Annotated in this window: 21 protein-coding genes and 1 tRNA gene; 14 read left to right on the top strand and 8 right to left on the bottom strand. The window is 62.2% G+C overall.

Going from position 1 to position 19951, the window contains the following annotated elements:
* Positions 1-3 precede the first annotated feature (3 nt).
* Complete coding sequence (locus AC0C6X_RS18880; protein ID WP_247958576.1) at positions 4-258, bottom strand: hypothetical protein; 255 nt, start codon at positions 256-258, stop codon at positions 4-6.
* 343 nt (positions 259-601) lie between these two features.
* On the opposite strand from AC0C6X_RS18880, the gene iolG reads away from it, so the two are divergent.
* Positions 602-1594: an inositol 2-dehydrogenase gene (gene iolG / locus AC0C6X_RS18875; RefSeq protein ID WP_173517499.1), complete on the top strand. Its 993-nt coding sequence runs from the start codon at positions 602-604 to the stop codon at positions 1592-1594.
* 91 nt (positions 1595-1685) lie between these two features.
* Here the strand turns inward: iolG and AC0C6X_RS18870 are convergent, their stop codons facing one another.
* Both AC0C6X_RS18870 and AC0C6X_RS18865 read right to left on the bottom strand, forming a co-directional pair.
* On the bottom strand, positions 1686-4046 hold the full coding sequence (locus tag AC0C6X_RS18870) for a bifunctional diguanylate cyclase/phosphodiesterase (RefSeq protein WP_472954586.1): 2361 nt from the start codon (positions 4044-4046) through the stop codon (positions 1686-1688).
* A gap of 130 nt (positions 4047-4176) precedes the next feature.
* The gene (locus AC0C6X_RS18865) at positions 4177-5391 is read right to left on the bottom strand and encodes an ROK family transcriptional regulator (protein ID WP_173517501.1); all 1215 of its coding nucleotides are present in this window, start codon (positions 5389-5391) and stop codon (positions 4177-4179) included.
* Positions 5392-5737: 346 nt separating this feature from the next.
* Between AC0C6X_RS18865 and xylF the strand changes: the two genes are divergently transcribed.
* The 4 genes from xylF (at position 5738) to AC0C6X_RS18845 (ending at position 9401) form a co-directional block, all read left to right on the top strand.
* Positions 5738-6775, top strand: coding sequence for a D-xylose ABC transporter substrate-binding protein (gene xylF / locus AC0C6X_RS18860; RefSeq protein WP_173517502.1), 1038 nt, complete (start codon positions 5738-5740; stop codon positions 6773-6775).
* Between the two features lie 226 nt (positions 6776-7001).
* Positions 7002-8327 carry a sugar ABC transporter permease gene (locus tag AC0C6X_RS18855; RefSeq protein ID WP_472954584.1) on the top strand — a complete coding sequence of 442 codons (1326 nt, stop codon included), beginning with the start codon at positions 7002-7004 and terminating at the stop codon, positions 8325-8327.
* 14 nt (positions 8328-8341) lie between these two features.
* Complete coding sequence (locus AC0C6X_RS18850; protein ID WP_173517504.1) at positions 8342-9127, top strand: ATP-binding cassette domain-containing protein; 786 nt, start codon at positions 8342-8344, stop codon at positions 9125-9127.
* Positions 9128-9324: 197 nt separating this feature from the next.
* Positions 9325-9401, top strand: a tRNA-Arg gene (locus AC0C6X_RS18845).
* A gap of 84 nt (positions 9402-9485) precedes the next feature.
* Here AC0C6X_RS18845 and AC0C6X_RS18840 read toward each other — a convergent pair.
* Positions 9486-10379: a LysR family transcriptional regulator gene (locus AC0C6X_RS18840; RefSeq protein WP_472954581.1), complete on the bottom strand. Its 894-nt coding sequence runs from the start codon at positions 10377-10379 to the stop codon at positions 9486-9488.
* 99 nt (positions 10380-10478) lie between these two features.
* On the opposite strand from AC0C6X_RS18840, the gene AC0C6X_RS18835 reads away from it, so the two are divergent.
* The 3 genes from AC0C6X_RS18835 (at position 10479) to AC0C6X_RS18825 (ending at position 12057) form a co-directional block, all read left to right on the top strand.
* Positions 10479-10955: a cupin domain-containing protein gene (locus tag AC0C6X_RS18835; protein WP_173517519.1), complete on the top strand. Its 477-nt coding sequence runs from the start codon at positions 10479-10481 to the stop codon at positions 10953-10955.
* Positions 10956-11026: 71 nt separating this feature from the next.
* Complete coding sequence (locus AC0C6X_RS18830) at positions 11027-11872, top strand: arylamine N-acetyltransferase family protein (RefSeq protein WP_472954579.1); 846 nt, start codon at positions 11027-11029, stop codon at positions 11870-11872.
* Positions 11873-11910: 38 nt separating this feature from the next.
* The gene (locus AC0C6X_RS18825) at positions 11911-12057 is read left to right on the top strand and encodes a hypothetical protein (RefSeq protein WP_247958616.1); all 147 of its coding nucleotides are present in this window, start codon (positions 11911-11913) and stop codon (positions 12055-12057) included.
* Here the strand turns inward: AC0C6X_RS18825 and AC0C6X_RS18820 are convergent.
* From AC0C6X_RS18820 to rfbC, 4 genes are all read right to left on the bottom strand, one after another.
* Positions 12031-12585 (bottom strand): OmpA family protein, encoded by a 555-nt coding sequence (locus AC0C6X_RS18820; RefSeq protein ID WP_247958617.1) that lies wholly within the window; start codon positions 12583-12585, stop codon positions 12031-12033. The two genes, AC0C6X_RS18825 and AC0C6X_RS18820, sit on opposite strands and share 27 nt — an antisense overlap.
* Positions 12582-13259, bottom strand: coding sequence for a L,D-transpeptidase (locus AC0C6X_RS18815; RefSeq protein ID WP_173517522.1), 678 nt, complete (start codon positions 13257-13259; stop codon positions 12582-12584). The genes AC0C6X_RS18820 and AC0C6X_RS18815 overlap by 4 nt, the downstream gene beginning before the upstream one ends.
* A 565-nt stretch (positions 13260-13824) precedes the next feature.
* On the bottom strand, positions 13825-14295 hold the full coding sequence (locus AC0C6X_RS18810) for an aminoacyl-tRNA deacylase (protein WP_173518187.1): 471 nt from the start codon (positions 14293-14295) through the stop codon (positions 13825-13827).
* Positions 14296-14383: 88 nt separating this feature from the next.
* Positions 14384-14929, bottom strand: coding sequence for a dTDP-4-dehydrorhamnose 3,5-epimerase (gene rfbC, locus AC0C6X_RS18805; protein WP_247958618.1), 546 nt, complete (start codon positions 14927-14929; stop codon positions 14384-14386).
* A 189-nt stretch (positions 14930-15118) separates the two neighbouring features.
* Here rfbC and AC0C6X_RS18800 point away from each other — a divergent pair, with 189 nt between their 5' ends.
* The 6 genes from AC0C6X_RS18800 to AC0C6X_RS18775 are packed head-to-tail and all read left to right on the top strand — an operon-like array spanning position 15119 to position 19936.
* Positions 15119-15871 carry a cephalosporin hydroxylase family protein gene (locus AC0C6X_RS18800; protein ID WP_173517524.1) on the top strand — a complete coding sequence of 251 codons (753 nt, stop codon included), beginning with the start codon at positions 15119-15121 and terminating at the stop codon, positions 15869-15871.
* A gap of 58 nt (positions 15872-15929) precedes the next feature.
* The gene (locus tag AC0C6X_RS18795; RefSeq protein WP_173517525.1) at positions 15930-16643 is read left to right on the top strand and encodes a WbqC family protein; all 714 of its coding nucleotides are present in this window, start codon (positions 15930-15932) and stop codon (positions 16641-16643) included.
* A complete protein-coding gene (locus AC0C6X_RS18790; protein ID WP_173517526.1) occupies positions 16640-17365 on the top strand; it encodes a class I SAM-dependent methyltransferase in 726 nt (241 codons plus the stop codon). The genes AC0C6X_RS18795 and AC0C6X_RS18790 overlap by 4 nt, the downstream gene beginning before the upstream one ends.
* Entirely contained in the window at positions 17362-18234 is an 873-nt protein-coding gene (locus AC0C6X_RS18785; protein WP_173517527.1) for an NAD-dependent epimerase/dehydratase family protein, read from the top strand. Before AC0C6X_RS18790 ends, AC0C6X_RS18785 begins: the two co-directional genes overlap by 4 nt.
* Positions 18231-19229: an ATP-grasp domain-containing protein gene (locus tag AC0C6X_RS18780; protein ID WP_472954574.1), complete on the top strand. Its 999-nt coding sequence runs from the start codon at positions 18231-18233 to the stop codon at positions 19227-19229. The genes AC0C6X_RS18785 and AC0C6X_RS18780 overlap by 4 nt, the downstream gene beginning before the upstream one ends.
* Entirely contained in the window at positions 19226-19936 is a 711-nt protein-coding gene (locus tag AC0C6X_RS18775) for a metallophosphoesterase family protein (protein WP_173517529.1), read from the top strand. The genes AC0C6X_RS18780 and AC0C6X_RS18775 overlap by 4 nt, the downstream gene beginning before the upstream one ends.
* Positions 19937-19951: the final 15 nt, after the last annotated feature.

Here is a 19951-nt window from a genome sequence, read left to right as displayed (position 1 = left end):
TTCTCAGCCGGTGGGGCCACCCTCGTCGCCCTTGTCCTGCTCCTCGTCCCCGGCCTTTGCCTCGCCCTTCTCGCTCGGCCTGTAGAAGATCAGCAGCGCCGCCGAGGCGTAGGCGGTGATCGCCAGGAAGATCATGCCCCAAAGTGTCTGCTTGCCAAGGAACTCGACCACCGTCCACACGGCGCAGAAGAGAACGATCAGTAGACGGATCCACAGCGGGCGGTAAAAGGGGTGGTCCGGGTCGATGAACTTGAGCATTCTATCCTCTGGCAGCCTCATCTCGAGTGCTCCATTTACGAGAAGTTCGTCCACAACGGCAAGCCCGGGACCGCGAACGCCCCTTGACGGGAAAGCACAAAATGGAATAAAAATTCCGAAAATGTGCGTATCGGCCGTTTCATTCCGATTATGCGGGGTTGGGTGGCCGAACGGACAGCGGAGGTACCAAGGGAGAGGCGCCGGCGCAGCGTTCCAACGCGCGATCTTTCGTGGCTACTTTTCGACCCATTCGCGGAAACAGCATTCCGCGGCGCCTTTGCGCGATGAGCGCCGATCATCACGCCCCTTCCCGGTCGCGAACCGGACTTCGAGAGAAACAGAGATGACAGTCAGATTTGGTCTTCTGGGCGCCGGACGCATCGGCAAGGTTCACGCGAAAGCCGTCAGCGGCAATCCGGACGCCGTGCTTGTTGCCGTTGCCGATGCCTTCCCCGCCGCTGCCGAAGCCATCGCCAAGCAGTATGGCTGCGACGTGCGCACCATCGAGGCGATCGAAGCCGCCAAGGACATCGACGCCGTCGTCATCTGCACCCCGACCGACACCCATGCCGACCTGATCGAGCGTTTCGCCCGCGCCGGCAAGGCCATCTTCTGCGAAAAGCCCGTCGATCTCGACGTCGAGCGCGTCAGGGCCTGCCTCAAGGTGGTCAACGAAACCAAGGCCAAGCTGATGGTCGGCTTCAACCGCCGCTTCGACCCGCATTTCATGGCCGTCAAGCAGGCGATCGACGCCGGCAAGATCGGCGACGTCGAGATGGTGACGATCACCTCGCGCGATCCCGGCGCCCCGCCGGTCGACTACATCAAGCGTTCGGGCGGCATCTTCCGCGACATGACCATCCACGACTTCGACATGGCCCGCTTCCTGCTCGGTGAGGAGCCGGTCTCGGTGACAGCAACCGCCGCCGTTCTCGTCGACACGGCGATCGGCGAAGCCGGCGACTATGACAGCGTCTCGGTGATCCTGCAGACGGCATCCGGCAAGCAGGCCATCATCTCCAACTCCCGTCGCGCCACCTATGGCTACGACCAGCGCATCGAAGTGCACGGCTCGAAGGGCGCCGTTTCGGCTGAGAACCAGCGGCCGGTGTCGATCGAGATCGCCAACGGCGATGGCTACACCCGCCCGCCGCTGCACGACTTCTTCATGACCCGCTATACCGAAGCCTATGCCAACGAGATCGAGAGCTTCATCGCCGCGATCGAAAAGGGCGCGGAAATCACGCCTTCCGGCAAGGACGGCCTTGCCGCACTGGCGCTCGCCGACGCAGCCGTAAAGTCGGTTGTCGAAAAGCGCCAGATCAGCGTGGCTTAGAACTTCGCCTCCCAAGCAAGCAAAAAGGCCGGGCGCCGCGTGCCCGGCCTTTTTTTGCACCCGCACGCGGCAAGTCGGCGCTCCAGGCGTCTCAGCCTTCGGCGCAAGCCGGCACCTTCGCCCATCGTGGCGCTTCCCGGCCGGTGCTGGGCGCAGCACCCGGCCGCCCGGAAAGAAATCCTTGTATCTGCAGGCAGCCTTCCTCCGCCAGGATCTGCCGTTGTCGTTCGGTCTCGACGCCTTCGGTCACGACTGCCAGCTTGAGGCTGTGGCCGAGCGCGATGATCGCCCGGACGATCGCCTGCGCCGAAGGATCCTTTTCGAGGGCGGCAGTGAAGCTGCAATCGATCTTCAGCTTGTCGAAGGGGAAGGTCTGCAGGTTGCTCAACGACGAATGTCCGGTGCCGAAATCGTCCATGACGATCCTGACGCCGAGGATACGCAGGCGAACCAGTACCGCCAGCACGTCCTCGCGATTGTGCATCAGCGCCGCCTCGGTGATTTCGAGTTCCAGCCGCCAGGGATCGAGGCCGGTCCGGCGCAAGATGCTGGCGACCTGGTCGAAGAGATTGGGCAGCAGGAACTGGACCGGCGAAATGTTGACGGAAATCGGCAGCGGTTCACTCCATTTTGCCGCTTCCGTGCAAGCCTGCTCCAGCACCCACTCGCCGATCTGGATGATCGAGCCGCTTTCCTCTGCGATCGGGATGAACACGTCGGGTCCGATCAGCCCACGCTGCGGATGGCTCCAGCGCAGAAGTGCCTCGTAGCCGATGATCCTGTCGCTCTGAACCTCGACCATCGGCTGGTACTCGAGAAAGAACTGGCGTCGAAGCACCGCATGGCGCAGGTCGTTTTCGATCTGCCGGCGGGTGCGAACCGCTTCATCCATTTCCCGGTCGAAGAAACAGGCGATACCCTTGCCACTCTGCTTGGCGCGGTAGAGCGCCGTGTCGGCGTTGTTGCGCAACTGATCTGCGGTCTGCCCGTCGGTCGGGTAGAGCGCGGCGCCGATGCTGACACCGACGGCGGTCGGGTCGCGATTGGTATCCATTTCCGCGGCAAACAGCGCCAGGATACGGTCCGTCACCAGGCGCGCCGCCTGCGGCTGCCTGCCGCCCACCTGAATGATTGCGAATTCGTCACCGCCGAGACGGGCGATCGTGTCCTGCTCTCCGGCAGCCGCCCGCAGGATGTCGGCAACCTTGCGCAGGATACGGTCACCTTCGCCGTGGCCGAAGATATCGTTGACCGCCTTGAAGCGGTCGAGGTCGAGGCAGAGGATCGCGAGTTCCTCGCCTCGCGCAGAAGCCGCCGCCAGCGTCTGGGCCAGCCTGCGGTCGAAGAAGGCGCGGTTCGGCAAGTCGGTGAGCGCATCGTGATGGGCCAGATGCTCGATGGTGCGCTCGGCTTCCTTCCTTGCCCTCAAGTCGCGCACGAAGATCACTTCGCATTCGCGTCCACGATACTCGATCGTCCGACACATGAACTCCACGGGGATGGTGCGCCCGTCGGCATTCAGAAGGTCGATCTCGCCGGGACCGTCCCCGCGCTTGTGTCCCTCCAGCCCCTCCTCGCCGAAGACGAAGATCTCGGACGGGCGACGCCCGGACAGGTCCGCAAGCGGTCGACCGGTGAGGTCGGAAAACCGCTCATTGGCTTCAACGATGACGCCATCGAAAACGATCGCCATGCCTTCGAGCGAGGCGTTGGCGAGCCCTCGGAGATCGGTCAGGTGCCGATCGACGAAGAGCGCACCGAAGGCGAGCACGATCAATGTGGTCGAGGCGGCGATGACGCCACCGGCGAGCCAGGCGGGATGAATGGTATCGGCGACGGCGACACTGGCCTCTGGCACCAGCGTCACGCCACTCATCGACATGAAGTGCAAGGCACAGATCGCAAGCACCAGCAGCAGTGAGGAGACGACCAACCGCCGCATGCTGCGCAGGACATGAAAAGCGTAGAGCGCAGCACCCGCCAGCAGCATTCCGGCGACGACCGCCGAACCAGTCGCTCGCAGATCATAGGCTATGTGCCCGTGGATCTCGATCGCCTGCATGCCGGTGAAATGCATCGCCGCAACGCCCGCACCAAGCACGAAACCGCCGCAGCACATCGAGAGACGCGAACCACCACTGAGGCAGATTGTGAAAGCGATCCACGACGCGGCTATGGCTACGACCATCGACAGGGCGGTGCCCCAGAGACCGTAAGCAACCGGCACGCCACCGTCATAGGCCAGCATCGCGATGAAGTGCGTCGACCAGACGCCGAAACCGCAGGCAAGGCCGCTGGCGGCAACCCAGAGGCTGCGCTGGCCGCCTTCGCTTCGCTCGGCACGCAGCAGTAGCAACATCGTTGCGACGCTGCCTGCCAGGCAGACGATCGCGGCGGCCACGATGAGCCGCCAGTCATGATCGTCGCGTATGCATGCAATCACTGAAAACATAGACGTCTCCCGCGTCACGGCCACATTGACAAGGAGTCGCTAAATAACTGTAAATTGTATTACCAAAAGGCGTTCGCCTTCGGCACAAGCCCAAAAATGGTCACGCCGGGCGATGCGCTTCAGCCGGTCATCACGAAAGGCCGGTGGTGGCGATATCGGCATCGATCGCGCCCAGCGCCCGCTCCAGATGCCCCTCGAAGACGAGGCGTTGCTCGTCGGGCACGACCGATATTTCGGGAGCGCCCTGGAGACGAACCTGCATCGATTGGGCGAGTCCCTCCTCGATACCCGGCAGCATGAGATCGAAGTAGCGGATGCCGGGGCCGGTGACGTGGACGGGCATGCGTTCATAAAGGCTCAGCATGCGCGAGATGCCGTTGCCGAGCGCGATGCCCGCCTGGCGGAATGCATAACCGGCCATGCGGTGCCCCTGCCGCGCACTGGCGGCAATCTTGTCGAGCTCGGCGACGGGAACGAATTTGGCGGGGATGGTATCCGCCGGCACCTCGAACGCGGCACGCAGAATCCCATAGAAACCAGCCGCCGCCTCGATGCAGCCATAGGCACCGCAACGGCACAGGCCGGCCGACGGCGCATGCAGCATATGGCCGAAGTTGGGCGCGCTGACATCCATGTCCCCGCTCTGGCTCTTGCGGGCGACGCCGAGGCCGATGCTGTGGCCGAGCGAGATCGCCGCAAGCGCCCTGAACCCGCCCTCCGGCTTGCGCTCGGCCTGGGCGGCGAGCGCCTGGGCGACCAGCAGCGTCTCGTTGCTGAGCATGACTTTCGCGCGCCACTGCGGCGCAAGCAACGCGGCGAAATCCAGCTCTTCCCGGCCGAAGACCGGCGACCACAAAAGCCGCGCCGCCGCGCTGTCGACCAGCCCCTTGCTGCTGATCGAAACGGCGAGCACCCGATCCCGCTCCAGCCTCGAACGCTGCAGCAGGCGTTCGAGCGCATCCACGAATGCGCGGGCGAAAGGAACCGTGCCGCGCTCGCCGTGGTTTCGCGTTTCGTCGAACCGGTCGAGAAGCGTGCCGCCGTAATCGATCAGCGAATATTGCACGATGTCGGAGGAGATCCTGACGACCACGAGGTGGCCGTAGTCGCGCCGCGGCGTGAAGAGGACACGGGGCCGCCCTCGCCCGCCCTGAACCTGTTGCTCCGCCTTGGCGAGCACCCCGGCCTTCTCCAGTTCCGCGGTGATCACGGAAACGGTCGCCGAGGCAAGCCCCGTCTCGGCAGAAATTTCCGTATGGGAGAGATTGCCGGCACGCCTGAGCGCCGCAAGGACCAGCGCGCTGTTCTGCTGACGCACGAGCTCAGTGCTGGACTTTGTCAGCATGAGACGTCCCTGTCAGTGGCAGATCCTTCGAACACATGCCCCTCCCAAAGCATCTGTTGAACGGCAAGACAAGGCGCCGACAGCCTTGTCGACAGCCTTGTGGCACCGATTTTCCCGACGGTCGGGAAACAACGCACGAGACCGCTCGCGAAGCACTTTGTTGATGCCGCAACCACCGCATTCACGCCGTGTTGACAGCCTCCAAAATCCATGACATTCATTTTCTCGACTGTCGAGAAAATAATTCCGCACGATGTGGCGGCGCGATCTCCGACAGCATTCAAGGCTGGCGGGGGATGGTGCGGGAGGTTCGCACGCTCGGCCGGCCCTCACTCGGGAGGATGAAATGAAATCCGTTTTGAAGCTGATGGCAGGGGTTGCCGTCATCGTTTCCCTGCATTCCGTTGCCCAGGCGAAGGACCTGGTCGTCGGCGTTTCCTGGTCCAACTTCCAGGAAGAGCGCTGGAAAACCGACGAAGCCGCCATCAAGGCCGCCCTGGAAGCGTCCGGTGACAAGTACATCTCCGCCGACGCGCAGTCGTCCGCAGCCAAGCAGCTGACCGACATCGAGTCGCTGATTGCCCAGGGCGCCAATGCACTGATCGTGCTGGCCCAGGACAGCGACGCCATCGGCCCGGCCATCGAAAAGGCCGCCGCCGAAGGCATTCCGGTCGTCGGCTACGACCGCCTGATCGAAAATCCGGCCGCCTTCTACATCACCTTCGACAACAAGGAAGTCGGCCGCATGCAGGCCCGCGAAGTGTTCAAGGTGAAGCCGGAAGGCAACTACGTCTTCATCAAGGGTTCCTCGGCCGATCCGAACGCCGACTTCCTCTTCTCCGGACAAATGGAAGTGCTGAAGGAAGCCGTCGACGCCGGCAAGATCAAGAATGTCGGCGAAGCCTATACGGACGGCTGGAAGCCGGAGAACGCCCAGAAGAACATGGAGCAGTTCCTGACCGCCAACGACAACAAGGTCGACGCAGTCGTCGCTTCCAACGACGGTACGGCGGGCGGCTCGATCGCGGCTCTCGATGCACAGGGCCTCGCCGGCTCGGTCCCGGTCTCCGGTCAGGATGCCGACAAGGCGGCACTGAACCGTGTTGCCTTGGGCACGCAGACCGTCTCGGTCTGGAAGGACTCCCGCGAACTCGGCAAGCGCGCTGCAGAAGTCGCCGTCGATCTTGCCGGCGGCAAGAAGATGGAAGAAATCGCCGGCGTCACCACCTTCAACGGCGGACCGAAGGGCGTGGCCATGCAGTCGGTCTTCCTCGCACCGCTGCCGATCACCAAGGACAACCTGAACGTCGTCATCGACGCGGGCTGGATCTCCAAGGCGGAAGCCTGCCAGGGCGTCAAGGGCGACGTCGCGGCTTGCAAGTAAACCGCATCAGCAGAACTGAGCGCTGACGTCAGACAAGCGCCGCAACGCAACCCGTTGCGGCGCTTGCGCAAGGTACGCACCGAGCGGACAATGCCGCCCGCGCGACCGGCGCAACGCAACGAAACGCTCGATCTCTGCCGTCGCACCGGACTTGTCGCGTCGATCCCGGCTCCTGGTGCCATCTGACGCGGCGACATCAACACAAAAAGTGGGGGAAGGCACGTCCATGGCCGACATCACACAAGGCAACACGCAGGGCGCACAAGCGAATCGCGCCCGCACAGCGGACGAAAACCCGGTGAAGCGCTTCTTCCGCGCCACCGAAATCGACACCCGACTGCTCGGCATGGTCGGCGCGCTCGTCATCATCTGGGTCGGCTTCCAGATTATGACCGGCGGCCTGTTCCTGACGCCGCGCAACCTGTGGAACCTGACGGTCCAGACCTCCTCCGTCGCCGTGATGGCGACCGGCATGGTGCTGATCATCGTCACCCGCAACATCGACCTCTCCGTCGGCTCCGTGCTCGGCTTCTGCGGCATGGTTATGGGCGTCATGCAGGTGAAGTTCCTGCCGCAATATCTCGGCCTCGAGCATCCGGCCATCTGGATCATCACGCTTTTGAGCGGCATCGCCGTCGGCGCCGCCATCGGCGCGCTCCAGGGCTCGATCGTCGCCTTCCTCAACGTGCCGGCCTTCATCGTCACGCTCGGCGGCCTGCTCGTCTGGCGCGGCGCCACCTGGTTCGTGACCAGCGGCCAGACGGTCGCGCCGATGAACACCACCTTCCGCCTGATGGGCGGCGGCACCGAGGGCTCGATCGGCGCCACGGCAAGCTGGATCGTCGGCATCCTCGCCTGCATCGCCATCGTCGCCGCCATCCTCAATTCGCGCAAGCAGCGCAAGCGCTTCCGTTTCCCGCTGCGTCCGGTCTGGGCGGAGTATTTCCTGGCGATCCTCGGCTGTATCCTGGTGCTCGGCGCGATCGCTGTCGCCAACAGCTACTACTGGCCGACCAACATCGCCCGCAAATATGCCGACGCCAACGGCATCGCCTGGCCCGAAGGCGGCCTGCAGATCTCGCACGGTATCGCCATCCCCGTGCTCGTCGCCGTCGCCGTCGGCATCGTCATGACCTTTATCGCCACACGGCTCCGCTTCGGCCGCTATGTCTTCGCGCTCGGCGGCAACCCTGAGGCTGCGGAACTCGCCGGCATCAAGACCCGCTGGGTCACCGTCAAGATCTTCACGCTGATGGGCATTCTCTGCGCCATCGCCGCGGCGATCTCGACCGCCCGCCTCAACGCGGCAACCAACGCGCAGGGCGAACTCGACGAACTCTACACGATCGCCGCCGCGGTCATCGGCGGCACCTCGCTCGCCGGCGGTGTCGGCACGATCGCCGGCGCCATGATCGGCGCGCTCGTCATGCAATCACTACAGTCGGGCATGGTGCTCTTGGGGATCGACTCGCCATTCCAGCGCATCGTCGTCGGTGTGGTTCTGGTCGTTGCCGTCTGGCTCGACACCATCTACCGCGCCCGCGCCAAGTAAGAAGGAGGTCGACCATGAAAGACCAACGCACTCCGCTCGTGGAAATGAAGAACATTTCCATCTCCTTCGGCGGCATCCACGCGGTGGACAACGCCTCCGTCGACCTCTACCCCGGTGAGGTCGTGGCCCTGCTCGGCCACAACGGCGCCGGCAAGTCGACCCTGATCAAGATCCTTTCCGGCGCCTACAAGCGCGATGCCGGCGAGATCCTGATCAATGGCGAGCCCGCCGACATCAACAACCCGCGCGACGCCAAGAAATACGGCATCGAGACGATCTACCAGACGCTCGCCGTCGCCGACAATGTCGACGCCGCCGCCAATCTCTATCTCGGCCGTGAGCTCAGGACCCCCTGGGGTACGCTCGACGACGTTGCGATGGAGGCCAAGGCCCGCGAGGTCATGGGACGTCTCAATCCCAACTTCCAGCGCTTCAAGGAACCGGTGAAGGCGCTTTCCGGCGGCCAGCGGCAATCGGTGGCGATCGCGCGCGCAATCCTCTTCGACGCCCGCATCCTGATCATGGACGAGCCGACGGCGGCCCTCGGGCCGCAGGAAACCGCCCAGGTCGGCGACCTCATCAAGCAGTTGAAGCGCGAAGGCATCGGCATCTTCCTGATCAGCCACGACATCCACGACGTCTTCGACCTCGCCGACCGCGTGTCGGTGATGAAAAACGGCCAGGTCGTCGGCGAGGCCCGCACCGAGGACGTGACCAAGGACGAGGTGCTCGGCATGATCATCATGGGCAAGGTGCCGCCGAAGGCCATCCCCGGCCCCGGCGCGATGCAGGTCGCCTGAAGCAATCCTCGGCGGCGCGCCTCACCGGTCCGCCGCCGAGCACCTTTGCCGACCGGCAGAGGCAGGGCAAGCAGTTGCATTTTCAGCAACAACGGCAAATTCCCCTGCGAACTCCGCCTTTTCACCATTGATGCGGCGCCAAAGCTAAGCTATGAACCGCTTCACAGCCTGCTTCGGCGGCCCTGCCGCCAACGGATGCACCCGTAGCTCAGCTGGATAGAGTGTTGGATTCCGATTCCAAAGGTCACAGGTTCGAATCCTGTCGGGTGCGCCAATTTCCCCTTGAAATCATTGAGTTATCAGTCAAACGCACACCGACGAACGCGATTATCACACGCTTCGCTGACATATCTCATCGCTACGGCCGCAGCACTCCCGCCAGGAACGAGACGAAGCGTCGGACCTTCACCGCGATATGGCGATTAGCCGGATAGACCGCTTGCAGTTGTATCGTGCTGATATCCCAGTCGGGAAGGAGACGTATCAACCGGCCCTGTCTGAGGTCTTCGCCGACGATAAAATCGGGCAGGAGAACGATACCGACTCCCAGCAAGGCGGCGTCGCGCAGGCCAAGGCTGTGATTGAGTTCCAGCCGGGGCACGATCGGAATGCGATACTCCTCACCGTTCCTGCTGAACGGCCAGATCCGACCCCATCTTAGTTCGGCAAAGTGGAGACAGGAGTGGTGTGCGAGGTCATGCGGCGTCTCCGGTGCACCATGTTCGGCAATGTAAGCGGGCGAAGCGCAAATCATGATTGACGATGTCGCCAGTTGCCGGGTGATGAGATTGATATCGACCGAAAGGCGCCCTCGAATTGCAAGGTCGAAGCCATCCTCGATCAGGTTTACGGCCCGATGCGACAGGTCGAGTTCGATGGACACAGCCGGGTTCAGCTTGAGGAACTCCGAAACCGCCGGGACGATCACCAGATGCCCGAGATCGGGCGGCGCGGACACCCGCAATCGCCCGACGGCTTCCTTCTGGAACGAGGTTGCCGCCCGTTCGGCCTCCCTTATCTGCGGCAGGATTCCCGAGAGCGCTTCCCGGTAGGCAGCGCCCGCCTCGGTCAGGGCGACCTTGCGCGTCGATCTCTGGAAGAGGCGGATGCCGAGGCGATCCTCAAGCTGCCTCACCTGCGCCCCCACCGTCGCGCGCGACATGCCGAGCTCGTCCGCCGCCTTGGAGAAACTGAGATGCGTGGAAACCGACAGAAAGGCGGCAATCCCGTCAAGCGGATCGAGCGTTTTCATGAGAGCGATTATCCACTCAATGATGTCAATTCATCGATCTTATCATGAGACGCGGCACAAAGTAATCGATGGGTGTCCTCAAGCAGATGGAGACCCGACATGAAGACATTCACCTATGCGGCGGCATCACCGCCCGGCCATGGAACGCCGGCAATGGCGTTCGGCAAACACATCATACGCATGATGGCGGCCAATACAGGCGGCGCGCTGGGCATGCTTGAGGCCATCGTGCCGCCCGGAGAGGGACCGCCGCTTCATGTGCATGAGCGCGAGGACGAGTTCTTCCGCGTGCTGTCCGGCTGCTTCGGCTTCTGGTGTGCCGGCGACTACGTCGAACTGGCAGAGGGGGGCTGCATCGCGCTGCCGCGCGGCGTGCCGCATCGCTTCCGGAACATTGGAGAGACGGAAGGCCATCTGATGGTCGTCGTAACACCGGGCGGGTTCGAGAGCTTCTTTCCGATCATCGAGCTCTGCAAGCCTGAAACGCCCGAGCAGATCGCCGCCGTCGCAATGGATTTCGGCCTGACCTTCCTGCCCGACGAAGATCGCCCCGGCAAGGATCGCAAGGTCGCCTGATCCAGCGACTGCCCGCCCTGAACCACAGCACCGAGAACCGCAACAACGGTCCATCGAAAGGAGACCGAAGGATGACACGCATGCCTTCAAACGAAAACGCAATGACCCTGACAGCCGCCCAGCTGGACGCCTATCTCGCAAGGATCGGCGTCGAGCGGCCATCTTCTCTCGACCTGCACAGCCTGTCGAAACTGCACCGCGCTCACCTGCTGACCTTCAGCTGGGAGGCGCTGGATGCCTTCATGGGATGGCCGTCCTCGGTCATCCCGGCATCCGCCTTCGCCAAGATGGTGAAGGGCAGGCGCGGCGGCTGGTGCTACGAGATGAACGGTCTCTTCGGCGCAGCGCTCGATGCGCTCGGTTTCCGGGTGACCCGCCTTTGCGGTGGCGTTGATCGTGAAAAACTGGGCGACATCGCCATCGGCAATCACCTGACCCTGCGTGTCGATCTCGACCGCGCCTATCTCGCCGAGGTCGGCGTGGCCGATGCCATCATCGAACCCGTGCCGCTTGCCGTCGGACCGATCAGCCAGCGCGGTTTCGATTTTTCGATCATGCCGACGGAGGACGGCTGGTTGCGCTTCAACAATCACGCGCATGGCATCGCGCGCAGCTTCGATTTCCGGGCCGACCACAGCGACGAGGCCGCCATGGCCGCCACGCAGGGCTGGTTGATGGGCGATCCCGGGTCACCGTTCACGAATGCGTTGGCGGTCCTGCGTCATACCGCCGACGGCTATGTCGCCCTGCAGAACGACCGCTTGCGCACGGTCACGCCCAACGGCGTTAGCGAGCGGCGCATTACAAGCGCGGACCATCTCGCGGACATGTTCGAAATAGTGTTCGACCTCGACGTTCCCCGCCCCGGAGACATCTGGGACAAGATCCAGGCGATTGGCCGCGATAAGGCGGCCTGAATAGCCCCTTTCAACACGATGGTTTCAAGGAAACATCCATGCTTCGTATAGTCGCATTCTGTATCGGTTTCGCACTGAACACGGCTCTTGCCGTTGTCGCAGGTTTCACTGAGCAGGCTCCCGCCGGAGCCTACAAGACCGACCCGTCCGGCGCGCGATCAGATCGCGTCGCGCTCGGTGCGTAGATTGGAGACGACGCGGCGGTTCTGTACCTTGCAGGAGCGCTCCGTGCAGTCGCGGACCTCGCGGTCATTGCCGTAGCCCTTGGCCCACATGCGGTTCGGGTCCACGCCTTTCGAGCTGAGATAGGCCATGACCGCATCGGCGCGTTGCTGCGACAGCGTCGCCATCTTCGACGCGGAACCGGAATCGTCGGAAAAGCCCTGCAGCTTGACGAGCCAGCGCGGATTGCTGTTCAGCCAGATGGCCTGCTTGTCCAACGTTGCCTTGGCGACGGAATCGAGCGTGGCCGAGTCCTGCGTGAAGTAGGTCCGGCGGCCGACATTGAGGATGAAGTCCTCTTCGCTGCCAGCGGCAACCGTTTCGAAACCGGGCGCCGGATCGTCGGTTTGTCCGGTCATCGGCGCCACGGCCGGTTCTTCGACCGCGGCAATCTCGGTGGTGCTGCAGGCGGTCAAGGTCAGCAGAATGGCCGCAACAGAAAGCAGCCTCGTATATCCGGGCATAGCGGGCATCAGGGTGATTTTCCTCATTCGACCGGATTTGCGACCGGGGTTGCTTGGCTGACCTCGGGGGCCTTGTCGGCAATATGCGGCAGGACCTGCACGGCTGTGCCGATCGGGCACCGCTGATAAAGATCGATCGCATCTTCGTTGAACATGCGGATGCAACCGCTGGAAGCATCCTTGCCGATGCTGCCCGGCTCCAGCGTACCGTGGAAGCGATAGCCGGTATCGACGCCATCGCGAAGCAGGTACATTGCGCGCGGGCCAAGCGGGTTCTTCGGCGAGCCGCCGTCGACGAATTCAGGCAGTTCGGGGTGGCGCTCCCGCATCTCCGGCGGCGGCGTCCACCGCGGCCAGAGCGATTTGCGGTCGATCGTGGCGCGGCCATACCATTTGAAGCCCTCGCGCCCGACGCCGACGCCATAGCGGATGGCCGTTTTGTTCTCCATGATCAGGTAGAGAAAATGGTGCCTGGTATCGACGACCACGGTGCCGATCGGCTCGCTGCTGAAATACTTGACGACCTGGCGCTGCCATTTCCTGTCGATCTTGGCGAAATTCGTGCTTCGATAGGTCACGCCATTGTCGACAGCCGGGCCGGCAAAATAGGACGTCGCTGCGGCAAAGGCCGGCTTCTGGACCGCGCCGGCGCCGAGCAGCGCCAAACCACCAAGCATAATATCCCTGCGGGTACACTCCATCGGCAATATCCCCCGAAAAGCCAAGCAGCGAGGCGCAGTAAAGCAGATTTTTCATTTGTCACAACGGAAAATTGTCAGATACCGATTCTTTCAGTGACTATTTCGCAAGGATTGTTTTGCCGATAGCTGCAGACCATCGGACGATTTTGCATGCTCTGCAGGTCTAGAACATGGGATTTGTCACCGGAGCGGCCACCCAGTGAACAATACCGGAACGTGACGTTTGCGAATGCGCCATAGTCGATTGGCTCTACTCGGCATTCGCAACAACGGCACGCTGGTTATTGTCGAATTTCACGACATCGGCGGATTACATTTAGGCGAAGATCGCCGTCGCGGCCTCGTGGAGCCGATGCAACGCTTGCCAATCACGTTGCCCGCAATCGGCTCGATGGCCGGCGCGGTCCGAGTTCCCCCGCCGCCGCTCCGATAGGCCCGACAGGTAGCGTTCCAGCGCGCCCATGCTCACCATCGGTTGGCCATCATTTCCGGTCCAAGCGATTCGCGCGCACGAACGCCGCCGCCGGCGAACCGCCGGTCTTGGCAATTCACCACTGCGCGGCCGTTACGCCGGGTGGCTGAAGCGAGCGATCTGCGCACCCTTCATCAGGTTGCGGAAGTTCGACCCGCTCATGTGCACCAGCGTCTTGTGGTCGCCGCCCTCGAAGTAGACGTCGTTTACGTCGCCCAGACTTTCGTCGAGCAACACCGGCACGTCATAGGCCGAACCGATGGGCGGCACCGCGCCGATATCGCAATCGGCGAAGAGGTTGCAGACCTCCTCCTCCGAAGCGAGACCGAGGCGCCGGTCCATCACGTCCTGCAAGGTGGAGAGTTCAACCCGGTGCGTGCTCGGCACAACGGCGAGCACGTAGCCCATCTCGTGGTGGACGACCACGGATTTGGCAAGCCTGTTGCCGGGTACATGCGCCGCTCTCGCAGTCTGGCTGGTGGTGGAAGTACGATGATGGGCGACGGTGTCATAGGCAACACCCGCATCATCGATATAGTCTTGAAGTTTTCTGGCGATCGTCATCGTCGACACCCCTTCTCTCTCGTGGTGGCGCGGAAAGGTCATTGTCCACCCATCCACCATGAAGTCAACGATGGTCAGCGTGCGGCAGTCAGCGCTCAGCCTTGAGCATGGAGAAAGCCTGATCGCGCGCCGACATCTGCGCGACCGGCAAAGGCCAGGCGATCCCCAGCCTTGGATCCAGGGCATTGAGGCCGCCTTCGGCCTGCGGCGCATAGGGCTTGTCGTGCAGGTAGATCAACTCGCAGTCGGCGCAAAGCGTCTGGAACCCATGCGCGAAACCACCGGGGATCATCATCGATCTCCCGTTTTCCGCGCTCAGCACCTCGCCATGCCATTGGAGGTAGGTCGGGGAGTCCGGCCGCATGTCGACGGCAACATCGAAGATCGTGCCGGCAAGACAAGAGACAAATTTCGTCTCGTCGTGCGGCGCCCGCTGGAAATGCATGCCGCGAACCGTGCCTGCCGCTCGTGTCAACGTGTGATTGATCTGCGCGATCGAACCGTCTGCGCCAAAATCGGCAAGTTCCTCGCGGCAGAAGAAGCGCGAAAAGAAGCCGCGATCATCGCCAAAGCGCTGACGTTCGACGACAATGAGACCCGCGAGGGGTGTGGGAACTCGGTTGAAGCGCGACATTTGAAACTTCCACGAGCGAGCGAGACGCCCTCTCTTTTCCCCCTTAAGAAACCGGCCTTGACCGTATTTGCAATTGCCGACATGAAAGCGTTCACAGGAAAGCGATTACGAATCGACGAGGCTGCCAGATCGCGAATCGCGACCTCCGGCATATTGGTGGATTGTATCCGAAAAAGGACATCAGCAGTTATGGCAGTAGCAGACGATCGTCTCGCATTCGAGGCTCACAAGAAGGAAATGGCGCTGGCGCTCGGTAAGGACGACGCCGCCTTTCGCCAATCTCTCGACACGCTGGTGACGCTCGACAAATACGACTATTCCTACCTCTGGTCGTTCATGGGCGTGCCGATCATCCAGATGCCGGCCGACGTCATGGCAACCCAGGAAGTCATCTGGAACACCAAGCCGGACGTCATCATCGAAACGGGCGTCGCCCGTGGCGGATCGGTGATCTTCATGGCCGCGATGCTGCAACTGATCGGCAAGGGCAGGGTCATCGGCGTCGACATCGACATCCGCGCCCACAATCGCGACTCGATCGAAAAGCACCCGATGTCCTCGCGCATCACGCTGATCGAGGGCCCGTCGACGACGGCCGAAACGCTGGCGAAGGTGAAGGCCGAAATCCCGGAGGGCGCCTCGGTCATGGTGGTGCTCGACAGCGACCATAGCCGCGACCACGTGCTGGACGAATTGCGCGCCTACGGCCCGCTCGTCACCGAAGGCCAGTACATGGTGGTGGCGGATACGGTTCTCGGCTGGGCCGACGCATCGCAGACCCCCACCAAGCGCTCAAAAATCTGGCGCGCCGGCGACGAGCCCTACGCGGCGCTCACGGCTTACATGGAAGAGACAACCCGCTTTGAGGCCGACGAGGCATTGAACGGCAAGCTCGTGCTTTCAAGCTCGCCGCGCGGCTATCTGAAATGCGTCAGCGCCTGACGCCGGCAACCAGGGCCAAGGAAACTATCCCCACGGCAAGGTAACGAACGAACAGCTTATGGACCGCACCATCGTTGTCTCGCAATCTATGTATTTCCCTTGGGTTGGACTGCTCGAACAGGTCCGCCTGGCGGATGTCTTTGTGCACTACGACGACGTTCAGTTTGCCCGGGGCTTCTTTAACAGGGTGCAGGTGAAGACCAGCGGCGGCCGGAATTGGATCACGGTTCCGTTGCGGGATCATCACCAGGGCGACCTGATCGACGAGGTCGTCATCGATGACCGCGAAGACTGGCGAAGCAAGCACCGAAAGGTCCTGCAGCACGCCTACCAGAAGGCCCCATTCCGCGACGACATGCTGAAGATCGTGGACAAGGTCTTTAATCGGAATGCGCCGACATTGGCCGAGCTTGCCCGTCATTCGATCCTCGAGCTCGTGCGCTATTTCGATCTCCCGGCCCCGGAGTTCTTGAACGCGCGCGCGCTCGGCATCGGCGGCTCGGGTAGCCAGCGGCTTTACGATATCGTCACCCGGCTCGACGGCAGCATCTACGTCACGGGCCACGGGGCAAAAAACTATCTCGACCACGAACTCTTCGAGCGCAACGGCATCAACGTGCGCTACATGAGCTACGAGCTCACCCCCTATCCGCAACTCTATGGCGAATTCACCCCTTATGTTACCGGCCTGGATCTTGTTGCCAATTGTGGGCCGGAAGGTGCAAGTGTCGTGCGGTCGGGAGCGATCGATTGGAAGGAATTTACGCAATGACCTCCGAGAACCTGGATGCCGTCGCATCGGAATACCTTCCGAATGCGCCGACCGCCATTGAAAACGACCTGATCCTCAACTGGTATCCGCAGCGTGTGGTCAAGCGCTTCGGGTCCTGCCATTCATTGCTGGACCTTGGCATCGGTCACGGCTACACCCCGCATCTCTTCAACGCGGTTTGCGAGCGTCATGTGATCGTCGAAGGATCGCAGCTGGTGATCGACCTCTTCAAGGAGAAGAGCCCCGATTTCGCCGGCGAAATCGTTTTCTCCTATTTCGAGAACTTCGACACCGACGAGCGCTTCGACGTCATCGTGATGGGCTTCATCCTCGAGCACGTGGACGATCCCGGCTATGTGCTGGATCGCTTCAAGCGCTTCCTCAAGCCCGGCGGCCGGCTCTTTGCTGCCGTGCCGAATGCAAAATCCCTGAACCGCCGGCTCGGCCTGGAGCTCGGCAAGATCGATGACATCTATAGCCTGAACGCCAACGATCTCGCCCTTGGACACAAGCGCCAATACTGCCGCGACACGTTCCGCAGCGAGTTGCAAAACCATGGGTTCCGGGTCGTGCATGAGGAAGGCATCTACCTGAAACCGCTGCCGCTGCCGGTGCTACAGACGCTGCCCGATTTCCAGGCCAATTTGCAGGCCATGCTGCAGGTCGGCATCGAATTCCCGGATCTGTGCGTCGGCCTTTTGATGGAAGCCGAGCCGACATGAAGAAGGCGGCCGTCATCGGCGCACGATCGATGCTTGGCAGTCATGTGGTTGCACAGCTTCGAGCGTGCGGCATTGAAACGCTGAGCGTCGGGCGCTCGTCCGAGGACGATCTCTTCTTTGACCTGGAAGGCGCTCTCGCCGGCACCTCCGGCGCGTCCGCCGATATCGTCTTCCATTGCGCCTCGAGCTTTGGCGACGACAGCGATGCCGGCCTGAGGCAGAACTACGCAACGAACACCACGAGCTCCCTGGGCGTTGCCGAACTCGTCCTTCGGCTGAATGCAAGAGCCTTGGTCTATGCCGGCTCAATCTGGTCCTATGAAAACCTGAACCGAGACCGGTTCACATCCTATGGGCTCACCAAAGCTCTGGCCGAGCAGCTGTTGAGCTGGCAGTTGCAAAAGCAGGGCAAGCTCTTCTGCAGCCTTCGACTGTCACAACTGTACGATACCGAAGGGCGATGCTGCGCCCATCAGCCGTGGTTCGGCCGGATCATCGCCTACGCCTCTCGTGGTGCGACCATTCGGATGCCGGATTCGCGGGGTTCTCAAAACTTCCTCCATGTACGCGATGCCGCAGATCTGATGATACGTGCGGCGCAAAAAGGGCTGTCGGGTGTCCATGCGGCAGTTCACCCCGATCCCTTGAGCTACCGTGATATCGCCGATATCGCTTACGACGTGTTCGGTCGTGGCGGAGCGGTCGAAGTCGCACCGGAAAAGACGTCCTTCCGGCCTGTTGACACCCCCGCAGCGGAGGGGACGCTGACGACGTTGGGGAAGCTCTCCTTGGCCACAATGCACGAAGGCATCAGCGGCATCCGGGATGCCGGTACGGCCAGCGCCTTCGGACCAATGGACGTGAAATGATGGACAAAGCCGACAAGCAGCCGCAACGGACGATCACGGTTGTCGTAACGGCAGTCGGCGCGATCATCGGCCAAGGGATCGCCGCATCGCTGCGAAAGCTGGATACCCCGATCCGCATCGTCGGCGTCGATCGGGACGCCGATGGCATCGGCCGGCATTGGTGCGACCATTTCGTCGCCAAGCCGGCCTGCGACGAGGCCTCACCGGAGTATCTCGATTTCTGGCTGGATCTGCTGCAGCGCGAAGACGTCGCGGTGGTGCTGCCTGGCCTGGAGCACGATGTTCTGTTTTTCAACGAACACCGCGCCGTGTTCGACACGATAGCGACGCGGATAGCGCTGAACACGGCCCATCTGATTGCCCTCGCTCAGGACAAATGGGACATGGGCACGGTCCTGTTGCAGGCCGGACTTCCGGCAATCCCGAGTACGCTCAACCGGAACCTTGCCGACTGCGAACGCGAACTGGGCCCCTTGCCGTTGCTCTTGAAGCCCCGCCGCGGAAATGGCTCACGAGGCATCGTGCTGCTTCGTGACAAGGCGGATTTCGACTACTGGACGCACAAGAGCGCCGACGATTTCCTCATTCAAAAACGTGTCGGCACGGACGATCAAGAATACACCGTCGGTGCATTCGGCCTCGGCGACGGCACGATGCTGCCGCCGATCATCTTCCGTCGGAGATTGTCGGTCGCCGGCAACACGCAATATGCCGAGGTCGTCGATGCTCCCGTCATCACGAAAGCGGTTCAGCAGCTTGCCGAACACTTCAAGCCGCTTGGGCCGACGAACTATCAGTTCCGGCTAGAGGGCACGACCCCCTATCTGCTCGAAATCAATCCCCGCTTCTCGAGCAGTACGTCACTGCGCGCAGCCTTCGGCTACAACGAGGCGGCGATGGCCCTCGACTATTACGCATACGGGAAAAAACCCGAGGCACCGGAGATCAAAACGGGCCGTGCCTGGCGCTACTCAGAAGATCTGGTCGTCCTATGATCGCCATCATTTCCGACATTCACGGCAACCTTCCTGCCCTGCAGGCAGTACTCGCACGCATCGACGAACTCGGCTGCAGCTCAGTGCTTTCGCTTGGTGACGTCGTCGGATACTACGCCCAACCGGGCGAGTGCATCGACGCGCTGAAAGCACGCGGCATTGTGAACATCATGGGCAATCACGACCATTACATCGTCAGCGGCGAAGGCTGCCCGCGATCGAAGATGGTCAACGACATCATCGAGTACCAGAGAGGCGTCATCTCGGCCGATCAACGCGCCTGGCTCGGCGGATCGCGATCCTATGTCATCGACGGATCGACCTACTTCGTCCACGGCAGTTGGCAGGATCCGATAGACGAATATCTCTACAAGATCTCGGAAGCGCAGTTCCCCGACGGGTGCGAACGGCTGTTCGCCGGGCATACCCATGTGCAGGTCCGTCTGGAGATCGGAAGCAAGTCTTTCTGCAATCCCGGCTCGGTCGGGCAGCCGCGCGACGGCGACCCGCGCGCCGCTTTCGCGACGCTTTCCGAGGCAGGTATCGAGCTCCATCGCGTCCCCTATGACATCGACCGGACTGCCCATCATATGCGGCAGGCCGGCTTCCCGGACCGCTATTACGAGAACCTCTATCTCGGCGCGCAGATCGGCGGCCGGATTGACAAGATCGTTGCTGCAGAGGCAACCAACGACCGATCGGCTTGAGCACAGGCAGCCCAC

It is taken from the genome of Ensifer sp. VA4 (assembly GCF_055710065.1).
The sequence above is the reverse complement of the archived record's forward strand: the minus strand, read 5'-3'. Positions and strand labels throughout refer to the sequence as shown.

What these genes read in the sequence shown, in the direction of transcription:
- AC0C6X_RS18855 (WP_472954584.1), top strand. Translation starts at nt 7,002, where the DNA reads ATGGCCGACATCACACAAGGCAACACGCAGGGCGCACAAGCGAATCGC.
- AC0C6X_RS18880 (WP_247958576.1), bottom strand. Translation starts at nt 258, where the DNA reads ATGCTCAAGTTCATCGACCCGGACCACCCCTTTTACCGCCCGCTGTGG.
- AC0C6X_RS18840 (WP_472954581.1), bottom strand. Translation starts at nt 10,379, where the DNA reads ATGAAAACGCTCGATCCGCTTGACGGGATTGCCGCCTTTCTGTCGGTT.
- AC0C6X_RS18775 (WP_173517529.1), top strand. Translation starts at nt 19,226, where the DNA reads ATGATCGCCATCATTTCCGACATTCACGGCAACCTTCCTGCCCTGCAG.
- AC0C6X_RS18870 (WP_472954586.1), bottom strand. Translation starts at nt 4,046, where the DNA reads ATGTTTTCAGTGATTGCATGCATACGCGACGATCATGACTGGCGGCTC.
- AC0C6X_RS18780 (WP_472954574.1), top strand. Translation starts at nt 18,231, where the DNA reads ATGATGGACAAAGCCGACAAGCAGCCGCAACGGACGATCACGGTTGTC.
- AC0C6X_RS18790 (WP_173517526.1), top strand. Translation starts at nt 16,640, where the DNA reads ATGACCTCCGAGAACCTGGATGCCGTCGCATCGGAATACCTTCCGAAT.
- AC0C6X_RS18795 (WP_173517525.1), top strand. Translation starts at nt 15,930, where the DNA reads ATGGACCGCACCATCGTTGTCTCGCAATCTATGTATTTCCCTTGGGTT.
- AC0C6X_RS18815 (WP_173517522.1), bottom strand. Translation starts at nt 13,259, where the DNA reads ATGGAGTGTACCCGCAGGGATATTATGCTTGGTGGTTTGGCGCTGCTC.
- AC0C6X_RS18865 (WP_173517501.1), bottom strand. Translation starts at nt 5,391, where the DNA reads ATGCTGACAAAGTCCAGCACTGAGCTCGTGCGTCAGCAGAACAGCGCG.
- AC0C6X_RS18820 (WP_247958617.1), bottom strand. Translation starts at nt 12,585, where the DNA reads ATGAGGAAAATCACCCTGATGCCCGCTATGCCCGGATATACGAGGCTG.
- AC0C6X_RS18800 (WP_173517524.1), top strand. Translation starts at nt 15,119, where the DNA reads ATGGCAGTAGCAGACGATCGTCTCGCATTCGAGGCTCACAAGAAGGAA.
- AC0C6X_RS18825 (WP_247958616.1), top strand. Translation starts at nt 11,911, where the DNA reads ATGCTTCGTATAGTCGCATTCTGTATCGGTTTCGCACTGAACACGGCT.
- xylF (WP_173517502.1), top strand. Translation starts at nt 5,738, where the DNA reads ATGAAATCCGTTTTGAAGCTGATGGCAGGGGTTGCCGTCATCGTTTCC.
- AC0C6X_RS18785 (WP_173517527.1), top strand. Translation starts at nt 17,362, where the DNA reads ATGAAGAAGGCGGCCGTCATCGGCGCACGATCGATGCTTGGCAGTCAT.
- AC0C6X_RS18835 (WP_173517519.1), top strand. Translation starts at nt 10,479, where the DNA reads ATGAAGACATTCACCTATGCGGCGGCATCACCGCCCGGCCATGGAACG.
- AC0C6X_RS18850 (WP_173517504.1), top strand. Translation starts at nt 8,342, where the DNA reads ATGAAAGACCAACGCACTCCGCTCGTGGAAATGAAGAACATTTCCATC.
- AC0C6X_RS18830 (WP_472954579.1), top strand. Translation starts at nt 11,027, where the DNA reads ATGACACGCATGCCTTCAAACGAAAACGCAATGACCCTGACAGCCGCC.
- AC0C6X_RS18810 (WP_173518187.1), bottom strand. Translation starts at nt 14,295, where the DNA reads ATGACGATCGCCAGAAAACTTCAAGACTATATCGATGATGCGGGTGTT.
- iolG (WP_173517499.1), top strand. Translation starts at nt 602, where the DNA reads ATGACAGTCAGATTTGGTCTTCTGGGCGCCGGACGCATCGGCAAGGTT.
- rfbC (WP_247958618.1), bottom strand. Translation starts at nt 14,929, where the DNA reads ATGTCGCGCTTCAACCGAGTTCCCACACCCCTCGCGGGTCTCATTGTC.